This window comes from Streptomyces daqingensis, assembly GCF_014645895.1.
GTDB classification, from domain to species: Bacteria; Actinomycetota; Actinomycetes; order Streptomycetales; family Streptomycetaceae; genus Streptomyces; species Streptomyces daqingensis.
The window spans coordinates 25,488-45,833 of sequence record NZ_BMMP01000019.1 but is presented as its reverse complement, the minus strand read 5'-3'; the positions used below and the strand labels follow the sequence as shown (position 1 = coordinate 45,833).

Sequence of the window (20,346 nt, the reverse complement as noted above, 5' to 3'; positions counted from 1 at the left end):
GCATCGGCTCCGCCCACTCTTCTCAAGGGGAGACTCGATGGCGTACGGATCAGGGTCCGGCACCGACAGCACCAGCAGCGGCAAGGTCACGAGCGGGGGCGCCAGGACGGCGGCCAAGCTCATACTGGCCTGGGTCGCGCTGCTGTGGGTGCTGGAGGCGGTCGACTACGCGTCCGGTCACGCTCTGGACACCTTCGGGATCGTTCCGCGCCAGCAGGGCGAACTGGTCGACGTCGTGCCGGCCGCGTTCATGCACTTCGGCTTCGGCCATCTCGTGGCGAACACGCTGCCGCTGCTCGTCCTCGGCTTCCTCGCCGCGCTGCGCGGGACGGCGAGGTTCCTCGCCGTCGCCTTGACGATCATCGTGGTCAGCGGGGTGGGCGTGTGGCTGGTGGCCCCGCCGGCGAGCAACACGGCGGGGGCGTCGGGCCTGATCTTCGGCCTCTTCGGCTACCTGCTGGTGCGCGGTTTCGTGGACCGCCGCATCACCGACGTGGCGCTGGGCGGTGTCGTCGCCGTCCTGTACGGCTCGATCCTCTGGGGTGTGCTGCCCACCGACGGCGGCATCTCCTGGCAGGGGCACCTGTTCGGGCTGGTCGGCGGGATCGTGGCCGCCTTCCTCACGTCCTCCCGGCGCGCGCCCGGCGGGGCCAAGCCCGCCTGGCACTGACGGCCGTCTCCTCCGCGCTGAACGACGCCGGGCACTGACGCCGGGCCGTCGGCACCGGGCACGGGAGGCGCGGGGCACGGGAGGCGCGGGGCGTCCGGCCGTCAGACGCCCAGCCCGCGGACGGCGAGGTCGAGCAGCGCGCACACGAACAGCGCGATGCCGATGAAGCCGTTGACGCTGAAGAAGGCCCGGTTGAGGCGGGACAGGTCACCGGGCTTGACGATGGAGTGCTCATAGACGAAGGCGCCGGCCACGATCGCCAGCCCCAGCCAGTAGAACGCCCCCGCGCCGGTGAGCCAGCCGAACCAGAACAGCAGCAGCACCGTGACGACGTGGCTGACGCGCGCCCCGTACAGCGCCCCCGCGATCCCGAAGCGGGCGGGCACGGAGCGCACCCCGTGGGCGCGGTCGGCCGCGACGTCCTGGCAGCCGAAGATCAGGTCGAAGCCGCCGATCCACACGCCGACCGCGAGCCCGAGCACCACCGCGTCCCAGGACCAGGCGCCGGTCACCGCGATCCACGCGCCGACCGGGCCGATGGCCTGCGCGAGTCCGAGGATGGCGTGCGGGAAGTCGGTGAAGCGCTTCCCGTACGGATAGACGACCATCGGGAGCACGGCCGCCGGAGCCAGCACGAGGCAGAGCGGGTTGAGCAGGGCACACGCCCCGAGGAAGACGACGACCGCGACGAGGGCGCCCGCCCACGCCGAGCGGACCGACAGTGCGCCGGTGACGAGTTCGCGTCCGGCCGTGCGAGGGTTCCGGGCGTCGATCTCGCGGTCGATGATCCGGTTGGCGGCCATGGCGAAGGTGCGCAGCCCGACCATCGCGACGGTGACGAGCAGCAGCTCGCGCCACTGAACGGCTCCGCTCTCCCCGAACATCGCGGTGAGCGCGGCGATATAGGCGAAGGGCAGCGCGAAGACGGAGTGCTCGATCATCACCAGGCGCAGGAACGCCCGTACGCCGCCCTGCGGGTGCGGGCTCCCCGCGGACGCGGGCCGGGCGGTCTCCCCGTGTCCCGCTGCGCCGCCGCCCGCGACTGCTTCGCCGCTCACAGGCCGTACTCCTTCCAGCGCGCGGTGACGCGTTCGGCGATCCGCGGGTCGGACTCGATCATCTGCGGCCAGCCGCCGTCGCGGGTGTAGCCCTCCTCGGGCAGCTTCGCGGTGGCGTCGATGCCCGCCTTGCCGCCCCAGAACTGCTGGTAGGAGGCGTGGTCGAGGTGGTCGACCGGTCCTTCGACGACGGTCAGGTCACGCGAGTAGTCGACGTTCCCGAGCGCCCGCCACGCGACTTCGTGGAGGTCGCGTACGTCACACCCGGCGTCCACGACGATGATCAGCTTCTCCAGGGAGAGCATGTGCGCGCCCCAGATCGCGTGCATGACCTTCTGTGCGTGCTTGGGGTACTTCTTGTCGATCGAGACGATCATGCAGTTGTGGAACCCGCCCGCCTCGGGGAGGTGGTAGTCCACGACGTCCGGAACGATGATCTTGAAGAGCGGCAGGAAGAACCGCTCCGTGGCCCGGCCGAGCGGCCCGTCCTCCGTCGGCGGCCGTCCCACGACGATCGACTGGAAGACGGGGCGCTTCCGCATCGTCACACAGTCGATCGTCAGCGCGGGGAAGTCCTCCTGCGGCGTGTAGAAACCGGTGTGGTCTCCGAACGGACCCTCCGGGCGCATCTCCCCCGGCTCCAGCCAGCCTTCCAGGACCACTTCCGCGTTCGCCGGCACCTGCAGCGGCACGGTCTTGCAGTCGACCATCTCGACGCGCTTGCCCTGGGTGAACCCCGCGAACAGGTACTCGTCGATGTCGCCCGGCAGCGGCGCCGTCGCGGCGTACGTCACGGCGGGCGGGCAGCCGAAGGCGATGGCGACGGGCAGCTTCTCACCGCGCCGGGCAGCGACCTGGTAGTGGTTGCGGCTGTCCTTGTGGATCTGCCAGTGCATGCCGATGGTGCGGCGGTCGTGCCGCTGGAGCCGGTAGAGGCCGAGGTTGCGTACGCCCGTCTCCGGGTGCTTCGTGTGCGTCAGGCCGAGGTTGAAGAAGGAGCCGCCGTCCTCCGGCCACGTGAACAGGGCGGGCAGCTGGTCCAGGTCCACGTCGTCGCCCTGCACGACCACGTCGTGCACGGGACCGTCCTTGACCTTCTTCGGCGGTACGTGCGCCATGGCGCCGAGCTTCCCGAACGCCTCGCGCATCCCCACGAACCCCTGGGGGAGTTCGGGCTTCAGCAGTCCGCCGATCTTCTCGCTGATCTCGTCGTAGGAGCGCAGCCCGAGCGCCTTCAGCAGGCGGCGGTCCGTCCCGAAGACGTTCATCGCGAGCGGCAGCGGCGAACCCTTGACGTTCTCGAAGAGCAGCGCCGGGCCCCCAGCCTTCTGCACCCGGTCGACGATCTCCCCCACTTCGAGGTACGGATCCACCTCGGCCTTGATGCGCTTGAGGTCCCGGTCCCGCTCCAGCGCCCGCAGCAGCGAGCGGAGATCGTCGTAAGCCATGCGCTCCAGTATCGGGTATGGCCCCGCGGCCTTCGCCGCCCGCCCCCGGGGCCGCGCAGCTCCCCGTTACGCTTGGCCTACGTACGTGAACCGCAACGCGAACCGCGCCAACCGCACTACTGGCCCGCCGCGCCGAGTCAGCTCGCCTAGGGGGCGTCACACATGCTGAGGTACCTGCCGTTCATCCTCGTCCTGGCGGTGTGGATCTACGCCTTCATCGACTGCCTGAACACACCGGAGAAAGAGGTCCGCAAGCTGCCGAAGGTGGCGTGGGTCCTCATCATCCTGCTCTTCGGCCAGGTGCTGCTCGGCCCGATCGCCTGGTTCGCGGTCGGACGCCCCCGCCGGAACGCCCCCTACGGCGCCACCCGCCCCGACGAGCGGCGGTGGGTCGCCCCGGACGACAACCCGGAGTTCCTGAAGTCGCTCAAGGACGGGACGCCTTCCGACGATCCGCGGTCCGACGGTGAGCAGCGCGACGAGGACGGCGCGGAGGCCGACCGTCCGCTCGAGACCGGTCCGGACGCCGGGGCCGAGGGCGGCGAGCGCGGCAAGAACGCCGAGCCCGCCGCGGGTTCCGCGCCGGCGGAAGGCGGCCCCTCAGGCGACGGCGCGCCCGCCGAGCCGACGCGGCAGGAGGCGGAGCTGCACCGCCGCGAAGAGGAAGCACGGCAGCGGGACAACGGTTCGGACGAGCCGCCTCAGGCCCGCTGAGCCCACCCGCCGGGGCGCGCGGCGGCTGACGCGGCACGACGGCGGGCGGGAGTGAGGCGGCCGACGGCCCGGACGGGCCGCGCGGATCAGACCCCGCCGTAGCTGTGCTTGCCGTTGAAGATGATGTTCACGCCGTAGTAGTTGAAGAGGAAGCACGCGAAGGCCAGCAGCGCCAGGTAGGCGGCCTTCCGGCCCTTCCAGCCCGCGGTGGCGCGGGCGTGCAGGTAACACGCGTACGCGACCCACGTGATGAAGGACCAGACCTCCTTCGGGTCCCAGCCCCAGTAGCGCCCCCAGGCGTCGCCCGCCCAGATCGCGCCGGCGACGATCGTGAACGTCCACACGGGGAAGACGGCGGCGTTGATGCGGTACGCGAACTTGTCCAGCGACGTCGAGGACGGCAGCCGCTCCAGGACGGACGTGGCGAAGCCGCCGGGCTTGCCCCCGTCCATCAGCTTCACCTCGTAGCGGTCCCGGAAGAGGTAGAGCACCGTCGCCACGAAGCCGAGGTAGAACAGCGCGCCGCAGCAGATGGCCAGCGAGACGTGGATCCACAGCCAGTAGGAGTGGAGCGCGGGCACGAGCTGGTCGCTCTCGGTGTAGAGCACGGTGACGGCCAGCCCGAGGTCGAGCAGGACCGTCGTGACCAGCGGCAGGCCGATCCACCGGACGTTCTTCTTCGCGACGAGGAACCCGAGGTAGCCGCCGACGGCGACCATCGAGAAGGCTGTCGAGAACTCGTACATGTTGCCCCAGGGGGCACGCTGCACGGACAGCGCGCGAGCGAGCACGCCCGCCACGTGCAGCAGGAAGGCCAGCGTCGTCAGGGAGACGGCGATCCGGCCGTACAGGTCGCCCTGCTCGTCACCGCCCGCGGCGCCGGGGCCGTCCGGGAGGTCGCCGCGGCGGCCCGCCGAGGAGCGTACGACGACCTTGGGGCGCTCCAGCACCGAAGTGCTCCCGCCCTCGCGCACCTTGACCGCGGGCGCGGCGGCGTCCCCGCTCTCCTTCTCGCCCTTGCCGCTCAGCGCCGCGGCCGTGCGTGCGACCTTGCTGCGGCTGCCGAAGACCCACTCGGCGATATGCGCGCCGAAGGCGAGCGTGTACACGGCCATCGCCGAATAGATCAGGTAGTTGCTGATCTCGGCGAGACTCTCGTTGGTTGCGGCAGCGATGTTCACTGGCGTTCTCCTCGCGGCGAGGCTTCGGCGCCGTCCTGGGGGCTGTCTTGGGTGGTCTTGCCGGGCGGGGTCGGGGCGCGGGACGGGGGAACCTCAGGAGCGGGGCTCTGGTCCGCTCCCCCGGTGCCGGTGCCGTCGGCGTCTTCGGTCTTCTCGGTCTCGCCGGCGCCCGCGGCGTCGGCGTCCTCAGCGGCGTCCGGTGCGGCGTCTGTCGCGTCGTCTTCGTGCACCGGAGGGGCGTCGGACTGCAGGGCGAACGCCAGGTCGCCCAGCTCCTCGGGGAGCCTCGCGGACTCGCTGCGGCCGAGCCCGGCCATCTCCACGACGGTACGGCCGTCCGGCCCCGCGACCGCTCGCACCCACACGCGGCGCCGCTGGACGAACAGCGAACCGGCGAGCCCGGCGATCGCGGCGATCGCACCGCCCAGCGCCCAGCCGTTGCCGACCTGATGGACGATCTGGAACTGGGCCCACTTCCGTACGCCCTCGAACTTCAGCGAGGCCTTCCCGTCCGGGAGTTTCATGGACTCGCCCGGGAGGATCTTCTTCGCGAGCGGCCTCCCGTCCTTCCCCTTGAACTGCTTCATGGGCTCGGTGTCGAGCTGGTAGACGCTCTCGTACCCGAGTTCGCCGTGGTAGGCGGTGAGGAAGAGCACCGGGTACTTCAGCGAAGGGGACTGCGAGAACATCGAGCCGGAGCCCGAGCCGCCGAAGGTCGGCACGAAGAAGCCCTGGAAGCCGAGCTGGTCCTTAAACCCCTTCGCGTTGCGGTAGTCGGTGACCTTCACGACCCCCGACGACGTCAGGTTCCCGTCCTGCGGCAGGAACGGGACGGGCCCCCGGTAGGCCGTCCTGCCCTCGCCGTCCTTGACGGAGACCACGGGCGCGTAGCCGTTGCCGTTCAGGTAGACCTTGGTGTCGCCCGCCTCCAGCGGATGGTTCACCTCGATCGTGCTCTGCCGCTCCTTGCCGTCCGCCCCCTTCCAGTACGAGACGTCGGCGCGGAAGTCGCGGGCGGTGCCCTTCTCCGGACCGCTCTCCTCGTACGTGGCGTGGAAGCGGTCGAGGGTGAAGCCGAACGAGTCCAGGTCGCTGGTGTCGAAGAGGGAGCCGGACTTGAAGTCGTCGTACTGCGTCAGGGTGTTGGAGAAGCCGTCGCCCTGGATGATCAGCTTGCCGCCCTCGGACTTCCACAGCTGCCCGGCCGCGAACGCCAGCAGCAGCACGATGAGCGCGACGTGGAAGACGAGGTTGCCCGCTTCGCGCAGGTAGCCCTTCTCCGAGGCGACGGCGTCACCGTCGCGCTGCACCCGGAAGCGCCGCTTCCCCAGCAGCTTCGAGGCCCTGCCCAGCACGGCGTCCGGCTCGGCTCCGGTGTGCCAGGTCGTGTAGGCCGGCATCCGGTGCAGGCGCCGCGGCGCACGCGGCGGCCTCCCCCGCAGCTGGCCCACGAACTGCCAGGTGCGCGGCACGATGCAGCCGGCCAGCGAGACGAACAGCAGGATGTAGATCGCGGAGAACCACACCGAGGTGTAGACGTCGAAGAGCTGCAGCTTCTCGTAGACGGGCGAGATGACGTCGTGCTTCTGCTTGAACTCCTCGACCTTGACGCTGTCGACGTCGGTCTGCGGGATGACCGAGCCGGGGATCGCGGCAAGGGAGAGCAGGAAGAGCAGGATCAGGGCGACGCGCATCGAGGTCAGCTGCCGCCAGATCCAGCGGGCCCAGCCGAGGGCGCTCATGGAGGGGACGTTGAGCCTGTCCTCGCCGGGAGCTGTCGAGAGCGTCGAACGCTGCGACTGCTCGTCCAGCTGATCGAGCTGCGAGGCGGCCTCGCGCGCCAGCCGGGTCTCGTCCCCGGCCGTGTCCGCGGCGTCGCCGCCGCCGTGCCCGGAGGCACCGCTGTCGCCGGAGTCGGTGGACGTCGTACGCATAGCTCAGATTCCCACGGTGTAGTCGGACGACCAGACTTGCAGGTCGTACACGATCCGGTCCCAGGCCCCCGTGACGAGCAGCAGCCCGACGACGACCAGCATCGCCCCGCCCGTCCTCATCACCCACGCGTAGTGCCGCTTCACCCAGCCGAAGGCGCCGAGCGTCCGGCGGAAGGCGATGGCCGCGACGACGAAGGGGACGCCGAGGCCGACGCAGTACGCCACGGTCAGCAGGGCGCCGCGTCCGGCGCTGGCCTCGTTGAAGGCGAGGGTCTGCACCGCGGCGAGCGTCGGCCCGATGCAGGGCGTCCAGCCGATGCCGAAGAGCACGCCGAGCATCGGCGCCCCCGCGAGGCCGACAGCCGGCCTGCGGTGGATGCGGAACTCGCGGGACGTGAAGCGCGACAGCGGGCCGAGCGCTCCCATGAACGCCAGGCCCAGCAGGATCGTCAGCGCCCCCAGCACCCGGGAGATCACCGTCCGGTGCTCCTGCAGGGTCGCCCCGAAGCCTCCGAAGAGGGCACCGCCCGAGACGAAGACGGCGGTGAAACCGAGCACGAAGAGACCCGCGCCCAGAAGCATCCGGCCGCGGCGCGCCTGCGCGAGGTCCGTGCCGCTGACCCCCGTGACGTAGCTGAGGTAGCCGGGGACGAGCGGCAGGACGCACGGGGAGAAGAAGGAGACCAGACCGCCGAGCACCGCGATCGGAACCGCCAGCAGCAGCGCACCGCTCAGGACGGTGTGGTTCACCCCGCCCGGGCCGGCGGCGGCCGCCGTCATCTGGGCGGCGGCTTCGGCGAACTCGCTCATGCCGCGGTCACTTCTCCGCCGTCAGCGGGTCGAGCGCGGAGCGCAGCTCCCGCTCGCTGAGCTCCTTGAGCGCCCGGACGGCGATCTTGCCGTCGCGGTCGAGGATCAGCGTCGACGGAATGGCCTGCGGGGAGAGGCTGCCGCGGGGGAAGCGGAGGATCAGCTTGCCGCTGGGGTCGTAGAAACTCGGGTAGTCGACCTCGTAGTTGCGCTCGAAGGCCTTCGCGTTGGCGCGGTCCAGATCGCGGGTGTTGATGCCGAGGAACTGGACGTCCTCGTCGTCGGTCTCCCGCGCGACCTTGGCGAGGTTCGGCGCCTCGTCGCGGCAGGGCTTGCACCAGGAGCCCCAGACGTTGAGTACGACGACCTTCCCCTTGTAGTCGGAGAGGTCCAGCCGCTCGCCGTCGACGCCCTTGCCGGAGAGGTCCGGGGCCGCCTGCCGCTCACCGCCGGGCACCTTGGTGATCTGGCCGGTGCCCTCCACGAAGTTCTTGTCGCCGGACGACGATCCGGTCTCTCCATCACCGCACCCGGCGAGCACGGCCACACCCGCCACGACCGTGGCGACCAGCGGGGCGGAGCGTCGGCGGAAGGTGCGGATCCTACTCATGTGAAAAGTTTCGCATGGCTCTCGAAGGGATCTTTCCCGGCCCCCGTCTCCGGTGCGCACGGCCTGCTCGGCCGGTACGCGGAGGCCCGCCCGCACGACGTCCGGCACCCCCGCACGCACGACGTCGGGCGCCGTCCGTGCAAGCGCCCCGGTGCGTTCCCGGGGCCGCGGCGTGTGCGGCGCAGCGGCGGCTCAGGCTCCCCGGCCCCCGCCGCCCTTCCCTCCCCGCGCTCCCGCGCGGAGGTGCGGCGGCACCAGGTCGCGCGCCGGCTCCGTGTAGCCGACGGAGACGATCTTGTCCCCGTTGAAGGTGAAGGAGGTCAGCGAGGCCAGGGTGCACTGGCGGCGGCGCGGATCGTGCCAGAGCCTGCGCCGCTCGACGAAGCTGCGCAGCGTCCAGATCGGAAGCTGGTGGCTGACGCAGACCGCCTCGTGCCCCCGCGCCGCGTCGCGTGCCGCGTCGATCGCGGCACGCATCCGCACGACCTGGTGCACGTACGACTCCCCCCAGGAAGGCCGGAAGGGGTTGAACAGGTGCCTCCAGTTCGCGGGCCTCCGCAGGGCGCCGTCCCCCACGCCGACCGTCCGGCCCTGGAAGACGTTGTCGGCCTCGATCAGGTCCCCGTCCGTGGAGACGTCCAGACCGTGCGCCTTGGCGATCGGCTCGGCCGTCTCCTGCGCCCGCTCCAGAGGGGAGGCGACGACATGCGTGATGTCGCGTCCCGCCAGATGCTCGGCCACCCGGTCGGCCATCCGGCGGCCCAGTTCGGACAGGTGATAGCCGGGGAGCCGCCCGTACAGGATGCCGGTGGGGTTCTCCACCTCGCCGTGGCGCATCACGTGCACCACGGTGACGGTCCCCTCGTCTCCCGCCCGCGGGCGGGCGGCTCCCCGCGCCTCGTCGCCGGGACGTGCCTCCCCGGCTCTTCTGCCCTCTGTGCTCATGCCGTCGCCTCCGCTGCGGCTCGTGCGGCAGCGGGCAGCGCGTCGGCCACCCGCTCCAGCGCTCCGTCGTCGTGCGCGGTCGAGACGAACCACGACTCGAAGGCGGACGGGGGCAGGTAGACCCCCTGCGCGAGCATCGAGTGGAAGAACGCCGTGAAGCGGAAGGCCTCCTGGGACCTGGCCCCTTCGTAGTCCGTGACCGGCGAATCGGTGAAGAACACCGAGAACATGTTGCCCGCGACCTGCAACCGGTGTGCGACGCCCGCCTTTTCGAGCGCGCCCGTGACGGCGTCGCGCAACTGCCCGGACGCGGTGTCCACCGCCGCGTACGCCGCGTCGTCGAGCAGCCGCAGCTGTGCGACGCCGGCGGCGGTCGCGACCGGGTTCCCCGACAGCGTTCCCGCCTGGTAGACGGGGCCCGAAGGGGCGAGGTGGTCCATCACGTCGCGCCGCCCGCCGAAGGCCGCGGCCGGGAAGCCGCCGCCCATCACCTTCCCGAACGTCATCAGGTCGGGGGCCACTCCGTCGATGCCGTACCAGCCCTGCCTGCCCACGCGGAAGCCCGTCATCACCTCGTCGGAGACGTAGAGCGCGCCGTACTGCCCGCAGAGTTCCTTCAGTTGGGCGTTGAACCCGGGAAGCGGCGGCACCACGCCCATGTTTCCGGGGGCCGCCTCGGTGATGACGCACGCGATCTCGTCGGGCTGCGCGGCGAACGCCGCACGCACGGCCTCGATGTCGTTGTACGGCAGGACGATCGTCTCGCCGGCCTGCGCACCGGTCACCCCGGGGGTGTCGGGGAGCCCGAACGTGGCGACGCCCGAACCGGCCGACGCCAGCAGCGCGTCCACGTGCCCGTGGTAGCAGCCGGCGAACTTCACCACCTTCGCGCGCCCGGTGTAGCCGCGTGCCAGCCGGATCGCCGACATCGTCGCCTCCGTGCCGGACGAGACGAGACGCACCTGCTCCACCGGCTCGATGCGGTCGGTGATCTCCTCCGCGAGCCGCACCTCGTCCTCGCCGGGCGTGCCGAAAGAGGTGCCGCGCGCCACCGCTTCCTGAACGGCCGCGATCACCTCGGGATGAGAGTGACCCAGAATCATCGGCCCCCACGAGCAGACGAGGTCGACGTACTCCCTCCCGTCCGCATCGATGAGGTACGGACCGGCGCCGGACACCATGAACCGGGGCGTACCGCCCACGGCGCGGAAAGCGCGCACCGGAGAGTTCACGCCTCCTGGTGTCACAGCGGCGGCACGGTCGAAGAGCGACTGCGATACTGGGGCCTCGTACGAGTAAGTCACGAGGGCCATGGTGTCAGAGCGTCCCGGCCGAACGGCGTCCCACCGGGAGGTACGTGCGGGATGGGCGGTCCGAGCGGTACGGGCCGGGTAACGCGGGGATTACCCGGACGCTGCGGGGCGTTTCACGACCCGTGAGGCGGGGAGGTCTCTGACACGATGATCGGGTTGCGCGGCGGTAGCCGCGAGTGGTCGGGTGGTGACATGCAGCGCGGTGGAGGACTGGGCGAGGGCACCGGGGACCTCGGTCCGGAGCGCGCAAGGGGACGCCACAGAAGAGACGCGGTGGCGAAGGACATTGGAAGCAGCAAGGGTGGCGGCCGAGTGGGGGTGACCTACAAGTACTTCGGCGCCCCGGACGGCGCGACTGCCGCACGGGTGCCCGTCTCCATGCGCCCGGAGGAGCTCGGCGGCGACGAGTTGGGCCACGGCATGTTCACCAAGATCAAGCCGGAGACGATGGCCGCCATGGTGCTCACCGGGATCGAGGGCATACCGCTGCACCGGGTGCCTCCGCTCGAACTCGTCGTGCTGCACCCGGACTACGCGGTCGTGAAGCTTCCGATGACCGTGGTCGACCCGCTGCGCGGCATCGGCGAGGAGTCGGTCGGCGCGGCCGCCTTCATCTGGTCGACCGTCCCGGACCGCTCCGGCCCCCAGGACGCCTACAACGTGTACCAACTCCTGCACGAGTGGCAGGACTTCTCCGACCGCCTGCACATGGCGGGGCACCAGCCGTACTGCCTGGTCTGGCCCTGAGCCCGCCGCACTGCCCGGTCCCGCGCCGACCCGCCCGCCGCCGCGGCCCCGACAGGCGGCCCGCGCCGCGTACTCCGGCCCGCGTGACGGCGCCCCCGTTCGGGGCGTACCGCCGCCACGCGGGCTTTGTGCTGCCCGTGCTTCCGCCGCACCGCGCTGAGGGCGCGCGGGAGCCGCGGGGCCTCCGGAGTACGCGGCCACGGCTGCGGGTTCAGAGCTTCGCGGTGTTGCCCGCGGCGGACTCCGCCTTGTGCTTGAACTCGCCCAGGTCGTAATTGGTCAGCGCGGAGTCGAGGTTGGTGAGCGCGCCCAGCCGCTCCACGAACCCCTGCGGGTTGTACTCGATCTGCAGCGTCACCCTGCTCGACGTGTCGCTGAGGCGGTGGAAGGTGACGACCCCGGCGTGCTCGACGCCGTCCGTCGTCTTCCACGCGATGCGCTCCTGCGGGACGAGTTCGGTGATCTCGGCCGTGAAGCTCTTGTCCGCTCCCGGGAGATCGAGCCACCACGAGAAGGAGCGGTCGTCGATGCGTACGACGTCCTTCACGTGCCGCAGGAACTTCGGCCACTCCGCCACGTCGTGCCACAGGGCCCATGTCACGCCGACGGGGGCTTCGACATCCACGGTCTCTACGAGGGAGGACGACACGTATGACACCTCTCATCAGCTGGAATTGCGTCCGTGGCCTCCCGGGTACCCACGCGTTCCAGGTCAACTCATCGGAACCCGGGCGACGGTGGCGCGGCTCCGTGCCGCATGCCGTCCGGCCACGGGTGCGGAGGCGGGCCGTCAGGCGGGGAGAGCTCCGCAACGGCCGCTCGATTCACGGCTGTTCGGCTGTGAGGTAGCGCTGCACGGACGGTGCGAGCCACGCGACGATCTCCTCGTGGCCGAGGGCGGCCGCCGGAGGCAGCTTCAGCACGTACCGCGTCAGGGCCATCCCCAGGACCTGGGAGGCGAGCAGGGCGGCACGGGTGGGAGCCTGCGCCGGGTCGGGGCACACGGCGGCGACCACGGGAGCCACCTGGTCGCGGAAGACGGCCTGCAGGCGTTCGCCGCCGACGGCGTTGGTGACGCTGACGCGCAGGAGCGCGTTCAGCGTCTCGTCGCCCTCCCACCGGTCGAGGAAGTGGCGTACGAGCCGGACTCCGGCCTCCTCCCGCGGGGTGCCGCTGAGGTCGGGCAGCCGCAGGTCGATCTCGGACGCGGCGGCGAACAGGCCCTCCTTGTTGCCGTAGTAGCGCATCACCATCGAAGGGTCGATCCCCGCGTCACGCGCTATGGCCCTGATCGTCGCGCGCTCGTAGCCGTCGGCGGCGAAGCGGTCGCGGGCGGCCTCGAGGATGGCGGCCCTCGTCGCCTCCGAGCGGCGGTGCCGGCCGGCCGCCCCGGCGGCGGCGACGTTCCCCGCCGCGTCCGCGTCCGCACGCGCGTTGCCCTCGGCTGACTTCTGAGCGTCCATGCCAACGACTGTAGGCCAACGCGTGTTGACAGGCCAGGGCGAGGTCCCTAACGTTGCCAACAAGCGTTGACCAACAAGCGTTGGCATTCGGGGAGGCGCCATGGCTCGCAGCAGTGCACAGGTTCAGGCGGACGGCACGCCGGGGGCGGCGGACGTGATCGTCGTGGGCGCGGGCCCCGCCGGCCTGCTGACCGCCGGCGATCTCGCGGCGGCCGGCCACACGGTGACGGTCGTCGAGAAGCGCGAAGCGGGCATCAGCAACCTCACCCGGGCCCTGGTGGTGCACGCCCGCACCCTGGAACAGCTCGACGCCCGCGGCCTGGGCGACGAACTGGCCGAGCGGGGCGCCCACGCGGAGGGGCTCGGGGTCTTCGGGCGCGCGGTGCTCGATCCGACGACGCTGCCGAGCCGCTATCCGTACATCCTCGTCGTCGGCCAGTTCGAGGTCGAGCGGCTGCTGGAGCGGCGGGCCCGCGAGGCGGGGGCGGACTTCCTGTACGGCACCGAGGTCACGGGTCTCCGCCAGGACGGGACGGGCGTCGAGGTGGACGTCGCGGTGCGGGAAGCGCCGGATGAGCCGGGCGGGTCGGAAGGGCCGGGATCGGAGAGCGTCGCCGCCCCTGCCGTTTCCACGGGCACGCTGCGCGCCTCCTACCTGGTCGGCTGCGACGGAGTGCGCAGCACTGTCCGCTCGGCGCTCGGGCTCCCCTTCCCCGGCAGGTCCGTCATCCGCTCCATCGTGCTCGCCGACGTCCGGCTGGCCGAACCCCCGCTGGAACCCTTCCTGTTCAACGCCGTCGGCGACGCGTTCGCCCTGGTCGCCGGCTTCGGCGACGGCTGGTACCGCGTGGGCGGATGGAACCGGAAGCGGCAGCTCCCGGACAGCGAGCCCGCGGATCTCGACGAGGTCCGCGACTTCACCCGCCGGGCGCTCGGCTCCGACTTCGGGATGCACGGCGCCCGGTGGGTCTCCCGCTTCCACAGCGACGAACGCCAGGTGCCGCGCTACCGCGTGGGCCGGGTACTCCTCGCCGGGGACGCCGCACACGTCCATTCCCCCGCCGGAGGCATGGGGATGAACACGGGGCTGCAGGACGCGGCGAACCTCAGCTGGAAACTCTCCGCGGTGCTGCACGGCCGGGCTTCCCCCGAACTGCTCGACAGCTACCACAGGGAGCGCCACCCGGTCGGCAAGCAGGCGCTGCGGGCCAGCGGAGCCATCATCCGGCTCGCCCTCACCCGCACCCCGGCGCTGCGCGCCCTGCGCGCAGCCGGCGCCGAACTCCTCACCAGGGTGCGCCCGTTGGGCCGGCGCGCCGTGCGTACCGTCTCCGGCATCGGCGTCTCTTACCCGTCTCCGCGCGGCTCCCACCCCCTCGTCGGCAAGCGCGCTCCCGACCTCGCGCTCGAACCCGTGCCGGGTCGCGAACGGCTCTACGAGGCTCTGCGGGAGGGCAAGTTCGTGCTGGTCACACCGGCAGGCGCCGCGTCCTGCCCGGAAGCGGCCGACGAAGAGCGCCTCGTACACGTCCAGTCGGCGTGCGGAAGCAGCGGGAAGCGAACCCAGACGTTGCTGATACGGCCCGACGGATACATCGCCTGGGCAAGCGACACACCGGACGCGGAGGGCCTGCGGCGCGCTCTGCGGCAGTGGGCGGGTGCCACGGCGCCGCGTGCCGCGTAGCCTGCGGCCATGCTTGTCGGCCGCTCCATCGCCCTGTTCGCTCTCGCCGCACTCCTGGAGATCGGCGGCGCCTGGCTCGTCTGGCAAGGCGTCCGCGAGCACCGCGGGTGGGCGTGGATCGGGGCGGGCGTCGTCGCCCTGGGGCTCTACGGTCTGGTCGCCACGCTGCAGCCCGACGCGGACTTCGGCCGGATCCTCGCGGCGTACGGGGGCGTCTTCGTCGCGGGCTCGCTGGTCTGGGGCATGGTCGTGGACGGCTTCCGCCCCGACCGGTGGGACGTGACCGGTGCCCTCATCTGCCTCGCCGGGGTGGCCGTGATCATGTACGCGCCGCGCGGTCACTGACGGCCGCGCCTCCTCGGGCGGCTGTATCAGCGAACGTTGCGTCACGGTCCGTGCGGTCCGGCCCTGACGGGGCTCGACTGCCGGGGCTGCCGGGCGAGTCCGCCGACCGGGAAGCGCAACCCGAGACCCCGCGGCCGAGCACGATCACCCGGCGGCGGCCGCGCTGTTCGCGTGCGTCCCCGCCGAGCAGCGGGGATCCGGCGAAGGTCAGGGCGTGTTGGTGCACGGCCCACGCCAGGTCGGCGGTGCGAGGCCCAGCGGGGCGCGGATCGCGGGCAGGACGAGATCGCGTACCGAGATGTCCAGGACGAGGACGAACTCCGCGACGGCGGTCGCCGCCCGGATCGGTCCGGTCCACCTCTCGATTCTTTTTCAGGAAGACAACGGGCGAGAGAGGTCAGCGCTGTCGAGTCCTGCGTGATGATGGGGCCATGCCCCAGCCGTTCCAGCCGTCCCAGCCGCCCGCACCGCGAAAGGCCCGGGGCCGGCCCCCTCGCATCTCACTCGGACAAGTCGTCGAAACCGCCCGCCGGATCGTGGACGAGGAAGGCGTGGACCGGCTGACCATGCGCCGCCTCGCCACCGAGGTCGGCACCACCCCGATGGCGCTGTACCACCACGTGCGCAACAAGGAAGAGCTGCTCGTCCTGCTGCTGGACGACTACGCCACGCGGACGCTGCGCCGTCCCGAACTGCCCGCCGACCCACGCGAGAAGGTCACTGTCTGCGCGGCCGCGATCCATGAGGCGCTGGCCGGATGCCCCTGGATCGTGGAGGTGCTGACGGCCGACGACCTTATGTCCACGTCCGCTCTGTGGCACGTCGAGCAGATCGTGGGCAGCCTGGTCGAGTGCGGGCTGACCCTGGAGCAGGCCGTGCACGGGTACCGCACGATCTGGTACTACACCGCCGGGGAGATGGTCGTCCGGGCGACGGCCGCCAAGCGCCGCGCGGATCACGACCGCACGACGTACCGGGAGCGGGTGTTCGGCGGACTCGACCCCGAGAAGTTCCCCCACCTGGCCCGCGTCGGGAACCGCTGGACCTCGCTGACCGCCGAGGACGCCTTCACGTCCGGCCTGCGGGCCGTGGTCGAGGGCGTCCTCACCGCCCGCTGAGCGCCCGCGGCCTCCGCTCGGCAGAGGCGTGGCCGTTTCGCCGCCCGCCCACACGCCGTGCCGTCCCCCGCTGCCCGTCGCCCCTGGGCCGCTCCTCCCCTGGCCCCTCTGGACAGCGCACGTAGCCTTCAGCCATGACCAACCGCACTGCTGTCATCAGCGGCGCCAGCAGCGGTATCGGCGCCGCCACCGCACGCCAGCTCGCCGAAGCGGGCTACCGGGTCGTCCTGACCGCCCGGCGGCGCGACCGGATCGACGCCCTCGCCGAGGAGCTGACCGGCGCGGGCCACGAAGCCGTCGCAGCCCCGCTGGACGTCACCGACAGAGCGGCGGTCGACGCCTTCGCCGCCGGACTCGACCGCTGCGACGTCCTGATCAACAACGCCGGCGGCGCCCTGGGCACCGACCCCGTCGCCACGGCCGACCCGGCCGACTGGCGCACGATGTACGAGGTCAACGTCCTCGGCGTACTCCACCTCACCCAGGCGCTGCTGCCCGCCCTGACCGGATCCCCCTCGGGCGACGGCACGGTCGTGGTGGTCTCCTCCACGGCCGGGCACGCCACGTACGAAGGCGGCGGCGGTTACGTCGCGGCCAAGCACGGCGCCCACGTGCTCGCGGAGACGCTGCGCCTGGAGCTGTGCGGGAAGCCGGTGCGCGTCATCGAGATCGCCCCGGGCATGGTGAAGACGGACGAGTTCGCGCTCACCCGCTTCCGCGGAGACGCCGAGCGGGCCGCCAAGGTCTACGAGGGGGTGGCCGAGCCGCTCACCGCGGAGGACGTCGCGGACACCATCGCGTGGACGGTCACGCGCCCGCCGCACGTGAACGTCGACCTGCTCGTCGTGCGTCCCCGCGCCCAGGCGTCCAACTCCAAGGTGCACCGGGAGCGTTGACGCCTGGCGGCCCCGCGCCGCCGCGGAGGTTCGGGAAGCCGCAGAAGTCGCGGAGGCGGCCCCCGGCGCACACAGCCGGGGGCCGTCCCGTCCGCCCCTCACCCCTTGACGCAGACGACCTGCTTCAGCTTCGCGACGACCTCCACGAGGTCGCGCTGCCGGTCGATGACCTGCTCGATGGGCTTGTACGCGCCCGGGATCTCGTCGACGACCCCGGAGTCCTTGCGGCACTCCACGCCCCGCGTCTGCTCCTCCAGGTCCTTGGCGGAGTAGCGCTTGCGCGCTGCGTTGCGGCTCATCCTCCGGCCCGCACCGTGCGAAGCGGACTGGAACGACGCGTCGTTGCCGAGCCCCTTCACGATGTAGGACCCGGTCCCCATCGAGCCGGGGATGATGCCGTACTCGCCGGAGCCCGCCCGGATGGCGCCCTTGCGGGTCACCAGCAGGTCCAGCCCTCCGTACCGCTCCTCCGCTACGTAGTTGTGGTGGCAGGAGATCTCGGACTCGAACGCGGGCTTCGCCTTCTTGAACTCCTTGCGGACGACGTCCTTCAGCAGCCCCATCATGACGGCGCGGTTGTGCTTCGCGTACTCCTGCGCCCAGAAGAGGTCCTGCCGGTACGCCGCCATCTGCGGGGTGTCCGCGACGAAGACGGCCAGGTCCCGGTCGATCAGGTCCTGGTTGTGCGGGAGCTTCTGCGCGACACCGATGTGGTGGTCGGCGAGCTCCTTGCCGATGTTCCGGGACCCGGAGTGCAGCATCAGCCACACCGCGCCCTCGGTGTCGGTGCACACCTCCACGAAGTGGTTGCCCGATCCGAGGGTGCCCATCTGCTTCACGGCCCGCTCCCGGCGGAACCTCACGTCCTCCGCGATGCCGTCGAACCGCTTCCAGAAGTCCGCCCAGCCCGCGGTCGGGTAGCCGTGCAGACGGCCCGGGTCCACGGGCTCGCCGTGCATGCCGCGGCCCACGGGGATCGCCTGCTCGATCTTCGAGCGGAACCGGGACAGGTCGCCCGGCAGGTCGTTCGCCGTGAGGGAGGTCCTCACCGCGGACATACCGCAGCCGATGTCGACGCCGACCGCGGCCGGGCAGACCGCGCCGTTCATCGCGATGACGGAGCCGACCGTCGCGCCCTTGCCGTAGTGGACGTCCGGCATCACCGCGAGGCCCTGGATCCACGGCAGCGTGGACACGTTGTGCAGCTGCTGCATCGCCCCGGCCTCCACGGTCGCCGGGTCGGCCCACATCCGGATGGGCACCCGCGCGCCGGCTACCTCGGTGTAGGACATCTCACTCAACTCCCCCGTGGACGAAGCAAAGACAAGCGCATCAAGCCCAGAAAAAGGAAAAAGAGGACTTTGCGCAACATAAGCACCGGCCGACCGGACGGCCGAGCCGTGCGTGCGATAGACATTGTGTTCCGTGGCCCCGCCACGGCGACAACGCTTTTCCGGCGACGCAGCGCCACCGGCCCCTCCGGCCGGGCCCCCGGACGGCCGGCGCCGCCCGCAGGAGCCCGCCGGCCCCACCCGTGGCGGGCGGCCGGCATTCCAGGACGAAGCAACCATCACCGACGGCAGTGCCGGACCAGGAGGCAGGACAGTGCAGCGGAGGGCTAGGACGTACCTCACCGGCGTCGCGCTGGCCGTCATGCTCTCCGGCGGGCTCACGGCCTGCACGGGCTCCCCGGAGGACGAAGGCGGCGAGGACACCAAGGCGGGCAGCTCCGGAGCCCCCGAGTCCTCGGCCCCGCCCGGCAGGTACCGCACGCTCCCGGAGCCCTGCGGAGCCGTCGGCCTGGGCACCCTCAAGAAGCTCCTCCCGGACGCCGAGGACTCCACGCAGGGCAGCAGCGCCCCCGGCAAGGGGACGGCGAGCGGCGACGGGAAATCGCCGTATGAGGGGCAGCCGATCGCCACGTACGACACCGACCGCCGCGCCGGCTGCCGCTGGAAGAGCACGAACAGCCTGGCCACCCGCCACCTCACCGTCGACTTCGAGCGCGTCGTCTCCTACGACCCGGCGGTCAGCGACGACGAGCAGGCGCAGCTGCTCTACGACGAGCGCGCCGGCCAGGCGGAGATCCCCACCGAGAGCGAGCCCCCGGCCGACGAGGAAGGCGGCGAGGGCGGCGACCCCGCCGGCGAGAGCGAGAAGAGCGGCTCCGGCGAGGACGGCGGAAGCGAGGCCGCGGACTCCGGCTCGGACGGCAAGGGCGGCGGCGAAGGCGGCGGCGACCCCGGCGGCGAGGGTGAGAAATCCGACAGCGGCGGCGGTTCCGACGCGTCCGAGGAGCCGGGCGACGACCCCTCCCCCTCCTCTGACGCGGACCTTTCCCCGCGGACACTCGACGATATCGGCGACAACGCCTACATCGACGACCAATTGGACACCGGTGACTCGGGAGTCCACCGGGACATTACGCTCGTCTTCCGGAGCGCCAACGTGATCGCCACGGTCACCTACGACCAGTGGCTGACCGACAAGCGGCGCACCCCGGACAGCGCCGAGTTGCAGGAGAAGGCCCGCAGCGTCGCGGAAGAGCTCGCCGCGGACTTCGACGACAACTGACGACGCAGACGCAGACTGACTGGAAGCGAAGGAACCATGCCCCGTACAGCTCAGCGAACCTCATCGCGAAGCGCCACGCGTTCCGCCCGTACGCTCGCCTGCGCGGCCCTCGTTCTTCCGGCCCTCCTCGTCGCGGGCTGCTCCTCCGACTCCGGAGGGGAGCCGGCCTCCTCCGAGCAGGGCGAGAAGTCGCCCAGCGCGGCTCCCGTGAAGTTCAAGGAGCTGCCGGACGCGTGCAAGACGCTCTCCAAGGACACGGTGAAGAAGCTGACGCCGAAGACGGACAACGCCTCGGGCAAGCGCATCGGCACGGGCAACACCCAGGACTCGGGAAGCTGCCTGTGGAGCGGCCTCGACAAGTTCGACTACCGGCAGCTGACCGTCTCCCTCAAGCGTTTCGACTCGGACGCCTCCCGCGGTTCCGGCGACAAGCTCGCCACCGCCTTCGTCCAGCAGCAGGTCGACGGTCTCAAGACCGACAAGGGCAACAAGGACCTCAAGACCGAGCCGGTCAAGGGCATCGGGGAGCAGGCGACGGCCGTCAGTTACGAGGTCGACAAGAAGGACGGCGAGAAGTCCGAGGCCTTCCGCGAGCAGCGGCTCGTGGTGCGCGAGGCGAACGTCGTCGTCTCCGTCGACTACTCGGGCGCCGGGTTCGAGGACGCCAAGCTCCCCAAGGCCGGCGACCTGGAGAAGAACGCCGAGACGGCGGCCAAGGAAGCGGTCGCGTCCCTGAAGTGACGCCGCGGCCCCGCCGTACTCCGTGCGGCGGGGACTTGACGCGTGTGCCAGTCTGGTGCGCCGCGCCGGTTTCCGAGGGTGGGGGACAACTCCAG

The 20,346-nt window shown here is 71.4% G+C and carries 20 protein-coding genes; 9 read left to right on the top strand and 11 right to left on the bottom strand.

From position 1 onward, the window contains the following. Positions 1–37 precede the first annotated feature (37 nt). On the top strand, positions 38–670 hold the full coding sequence (locus tag IEY56_RS24125; RefSeq protein WP_189039376.1) for a rhomboid family intramembrane serine protease: 633 nt from the start codon (positions 38–40) through the stop codon (positions 668–670). A gap of 101 nt (positions 671–771) precedes the next feature. On the opposite strand, the gene mqnP is transcribed toward IEY56_RS24125, so the two are convergent. Together mqnP and IEY56_RS24115 are read right to left on the bottom strand one after the other, a co-directional pair. After that, on the bottom strand, positions 772–1,728 hold the full coding sequence (mqnP, locus tag IEY56_RS24120; RefSeq protein WP_189039375.1) for a menaquinone biosynthesis prenyltransferase MqnP: 957 nt from the start codon (positions 1,726–1,728) through the stop codon (positions 772–774). Next, positions 1,725–3,176 carry a menaquinone biosynthesis decarboxylase gene (locus IEY56_RS24115; protein WP_189039374.1) on the bottom strand — a complete coding sequence of 484 codons (1,452 nt, stop codon included), beginning with the start codon at positions 3,174–3,176 and terminating at the stop codon, positions 1,725–1,727. The genes mqnP and IEY56_RS24115 overlap by 4 nt, the downstream gene beginning before the upstream one ends. Positions 3,177–3,338: 162 nt before the next feature. Between IEY56_RS24115 and IEY56_RS29130 the strand changes: the two genes are divergently transcribed. Then, the gene (locus IEY56_RS29130; protein ID WP_373292178.1) at positions 3,339–3,890 is read left to right on the top strand and encodes a PLD nuclease N-terminal domain-containing protein; all 552 of its coding nucleotides are present in this window, start codon (positions 3,339–3,341) and stop codon (positions 3,888–3,890) included. An 86-nt stretch (positions 3,891–3,976) separates the two neighbouring features. On the opposite strand, the gene ccsB is transcribed toward IEY56_RS29130, so the two are convergent. From ccsB to hemL, 6 genes are all read right to left on the bottom strand, one after another. Further along, positions 3,977–5,071, bottom strand: a complete 1,095-nt coding sequence (gene ccsB / locus IEY56_RS24105) for a c-type cytochrome biogenesis protein CcsB (protein ID WP_189039373.1) — start codon at positions 5,069–5,071, stop codon at positions 3,977–3,979. After that, entirely contained in the window at positions 5,068–7,005 is a 1,938-nt protein-coding gene (resB, locus tag IEY56_RS24100; protein ID WP_189039372.1) for a cytochrome c biogenesis protein ResB, read from the bottom strand. The genes ccsB and resB overlap by 4 nt, the downstream gene beginning before the upstream one ends. A gap of 3 nt (positions 7,006–7,008) precedes the next feature. Then, positions 7,009–7,785 (bottom strand): cytochrome c biogenesis CcdA family protein, encoded by a 777-nt coding sequence (locus tag IEY56_RS24095; RefSeq protein ID WP_189039420.1) that lies wholly within the window; start codon positions 7,783–7,785, stop codon positions 7,009–7,011. A 37-nt stretch (positions 7,786–7,822) separates the two neighbouring features. Further along, positions 7,823–8,425 carry a TlpA family protein disulfide reductase gene (locus IEY56_RS24090; RefSeq protein WP_189039371.1) on the bottom strand — a complete coding sequence of 201 codons (603 nt, stop codon included), beginning with the start codon at positions 8,423–8,425 and terminating at the stop codon, positions 7,823–7,825. A 192-nt stretch (positions 8,426–8,617) separates the two neighbouring features. Continuing rightward, positions 8,618–9,262 carry a histidine phosphatase family protein gene (locus IEY56_RS24085; protein ID WP_229712164.1) on the bottom strand — a complete coding sequence of 215 codons (645 nt, stop codon included), beginning with the start codon at positions 9,260–9,262 and terminating at the stop codon, positions 8,618–8,620. Between the two features lie 104 nt (positions 9,263–9,366). Then, a complete protein-coding gene (hemL, locus tag IEY56_RS24080; protein ID WP_189039369.1) occupies positions 9,367–10,683 on the bottom strand; it encodes a glutamate-1-semialdehyde 2,1-aminomutase in 1,317 nt (438 codons plus the stop codon). Positions 10,684–10,875: 192 nt separating this feature from the next. On the opposite strand from hemL, the gene IEY56_RS24075 reads away from it, so the two are divergent. Further along, positions 10,876–11,430 carry a hypothetical protein gene (locus IEY56_RS24075; RefSeq protein WP_189039368.1) on the top strand — a complete coding sequence of 185 codons (555 nt, stop codon included), beginning with the start codon at positions 10,876–10,878 and terminating at the stop codon, positions 11,428–11,430. A 211-nt stretch (positions 11,431–11,641) separates the two neighbouring features. Here IEY56_RS24075 and IEY56_RS24070 read toward each other — a convergent pair whose 3' ends face one another. Then, complete coding sequence (locus tag IEY56_RS24070) at positions 11,642–12,079, bottom strand: SRPBCC family protein (RefSeq protein ID WP_045866825.1); 438 nt, start codon at positions 12,077–12,079, stop codon at positions 11,642–11,644. 175 nt (positions 12,080–12,254) lie between these two features. Continuing rightward, a complete protein-coding gene (locus tag IEY56_RS24065; protein ID WP_189039367.1) occupies positions 12,255–12,893 on the bottom strand; it encodes a TetR/AcrR family transcriptional regulator in 639 nt (212 codons plus the stop codon). 100 nt (positions 12,894–12,993) lie between these two features. On the opposite strand from IEY56_RS24065, the gene IEY56_RS24060 reads away from it, so the two are divergent. The 4 genes from IEY56_RS24060 (at position 12,994) to IEY56_RS24045 (ending at position 16,936) form a co-directional block, all read left to right on the top strand. Continuing rightward, positions 12,994–14,577 (top strand): FAD-dependent monooxygenase, encoded by a 1,584-nt coding sequence (locus IEY56_RS24060; protein ID WP_189039366.1) that lies wholly within the window; start codon positions 12,994–12,996, stop codon positions 14,575–14,577. Positions 14,578–14,586: 9 nt separating this feature from the next. Then, a complete protein-coding gene (locus IEY56_RS24055) occupies positions 14,587–14,922 on the top strand; it encodes a YnfA family protein (RefSeq protein WP_189039365.1) in 336 nt (111 codons plus the stop codon). A 431-nt stretch (positions 14,923–15,353) separates the two neighbouring features. Next, positions 15,354–16,040: a TetR/AcrR family transcriptional regulator gene (locus tag IEY56_RS24050; protein ID WP_189039364.1), complete on the top strand. Its 687-nt coding sequence runs from the start codon at positions 15,354–15,356 to the stop codon at positions 16,038–16,040. A 134-nt stretch (positions 16,041–16,174) separates the two neighbouring features. Continuing rightward, entirely contained in the window at positions 16,175–16,936 is a 762-nt protein-coding gene (locus IEY56_RS24045; protein WP_189039363.1) for an SDR family NAD(P)-dependent oxidoreductase, read from the top strand. 98 nt (positions 16,937–17,034) lie between these two features. On the opposite strand, the gene IEY56_RS24040 is transcribed toward IEY56_RS24045, so the two are convergent. Further along, on the bottom strand, positions 17,035–18,228 hold the full coding sequence (locus IEY56_RS24040; protein ID WP_189039362.1) for an RtcB family protein: 1,194 nt from the start codon (positions 18,226–18,228) through the stop codon (positions 17,035–17,037). A 313-nt stretch (positions 18,229–18,541) separates the two neighbouring features. On the opposite strand from IEY56_RS24040, the gene IEY56_RS24035 reads away from it, so the two are divergent. Beyond that, the gene (locus IEY56_RS24035) at positions 18,542–19,510 is read left to right on the top strand and encodes a hypothetical protein (protein ID WP_189039361.1); all 969 of its coding nucleotides are present in this window, start codon (positions 18,542–18,544) and stop codon (positions 19,508–19,510) included. Between the two features lie 36 nt (positions 19,511–19,546). Continuing rightward, a complete protein-coding gene (locus IEY56_RS24030) occupies positions 19,547–20,251 on the top strand; it encodes a DUF3558 domain-containing protein (protein ID WP_189039360.1) in 705 nt (234 codons plus the stop codon). Positions 20,252–20,346: the final 95 nt, after the last annotated feature.

Bases quoted from the DNA above. Each gene is read 5' to 3' on its own strand.
- IEY56_RS24050 (WP_189039364.1), top strand. From the start codon at position 15,354: ATGCCCCAGCCGTTCCAGCCGTCCCAGCCGCCCGCACCGCGAAAGGCC.
- IEY56_RS24030 (WP_189039360.1), top strand. From the start codon at position 19,547: ATGCCCCGTACAGCTCAGCGAACCTCATCGCGAAGCGCCACGCGTTCC.
- IEY56_RS24065 (WP_189039367.1), bottom strand. From the start codon at position 12,893: ATGGACGCTCAGAAGTCAGCCGAGGGCAACGCGCGTGCGGACGCGGAC.
- IEY56_RS24045 (WP_189039363.1), top strand. From the start codon at position 16,175: ATGACCAACCGCACTGCTGTCATCAGCGGCGCCAGCAGCGGTATCGGC.
- IEY56_RS24055 (WP_189039365.1), top strand. From the start codon at position 14,587: ATGCTTGTCGGCCGCTCCATCGCCCTGTTCGCTCTCGCCGCACTCCTG.
- IEY56_RS24040 (WP_189039362.1), bottom strand. From the start codon at position 18,228: ATGTCCTACACCGAGGTAGCCGGCGCGCGGGTGCCCATCCGGATGTGG.
- IEY56_RS24060 (WP_189039366.1), top strand. From the start codon at position 12,994: ATGGCTCGCAGCAGTGCACAGGTTCAGGCGGACGGCACGCCGGGGGCG.
- IEY56_RS24115 (WP_189039374.1), bottom strand. From the start codon at position 3,176: ATGGCTTACGACGATCTCCGCTCGCTGCTGCGGGCGCTGGAGCGGGAC.
- resB (WP_189039372.1), bottom strand. From the start codon at position 7,005: ATGCGTACGACGTCCACCGACTCCGGCGACAGCGGTGCCTCCGGGCAC.
- IEY56_RS29130 (WP_373292178.1), top strand. From the start codon at position 3,339: ATGCTGAGGTACCTGCCGTTCATCCTCGTCCTGGCGGTGTGGATCTAC.
- IEY56_RS24125 (WP_189039376.1), top strand. From the start codon at position 38: ATGGCGTACGGATCAGGGTCCGGCACCGACAGCACCAGCAGCGGCAAG.
- IEY56_RS24085 (WP_229712164.1), bottom strand. From the start codon at position 9,262: ATGCGCCACGGCGAGGTGGAGAACCCCACCGGCATCCTGTACGGGCGG.
- hemL (WP_189039369.1), bottom strand. From the start codon at position 10,683: ATGGCCCTCGTGACTTACTCGTACGAGGCCCCAGTATCGCAGTCGCTC.
- IEY56_RS24095 (WP_189039420.1), bottom strand. From the start codon at position 7,785: ATGACGGCGGCCGCCGCCGGCCCGGGCGGGGTGAACCACACCGTCCTG.
- IEY56_RS24075 (WP_189039368.1), top strand. From the start codon at position 10,876: ATGCAGCGCGGTGGAGGACTGGGCGAGGGCACCGGGGACCTCGGTCCG.
- IEY56_RS24090 (WP_189039371.1), bottom strand. From the start codon at position 8,425: ATGAGTAGGATCCGCACCTTCCGCCGACGCTCCGCCCCGCTGGTCGCC.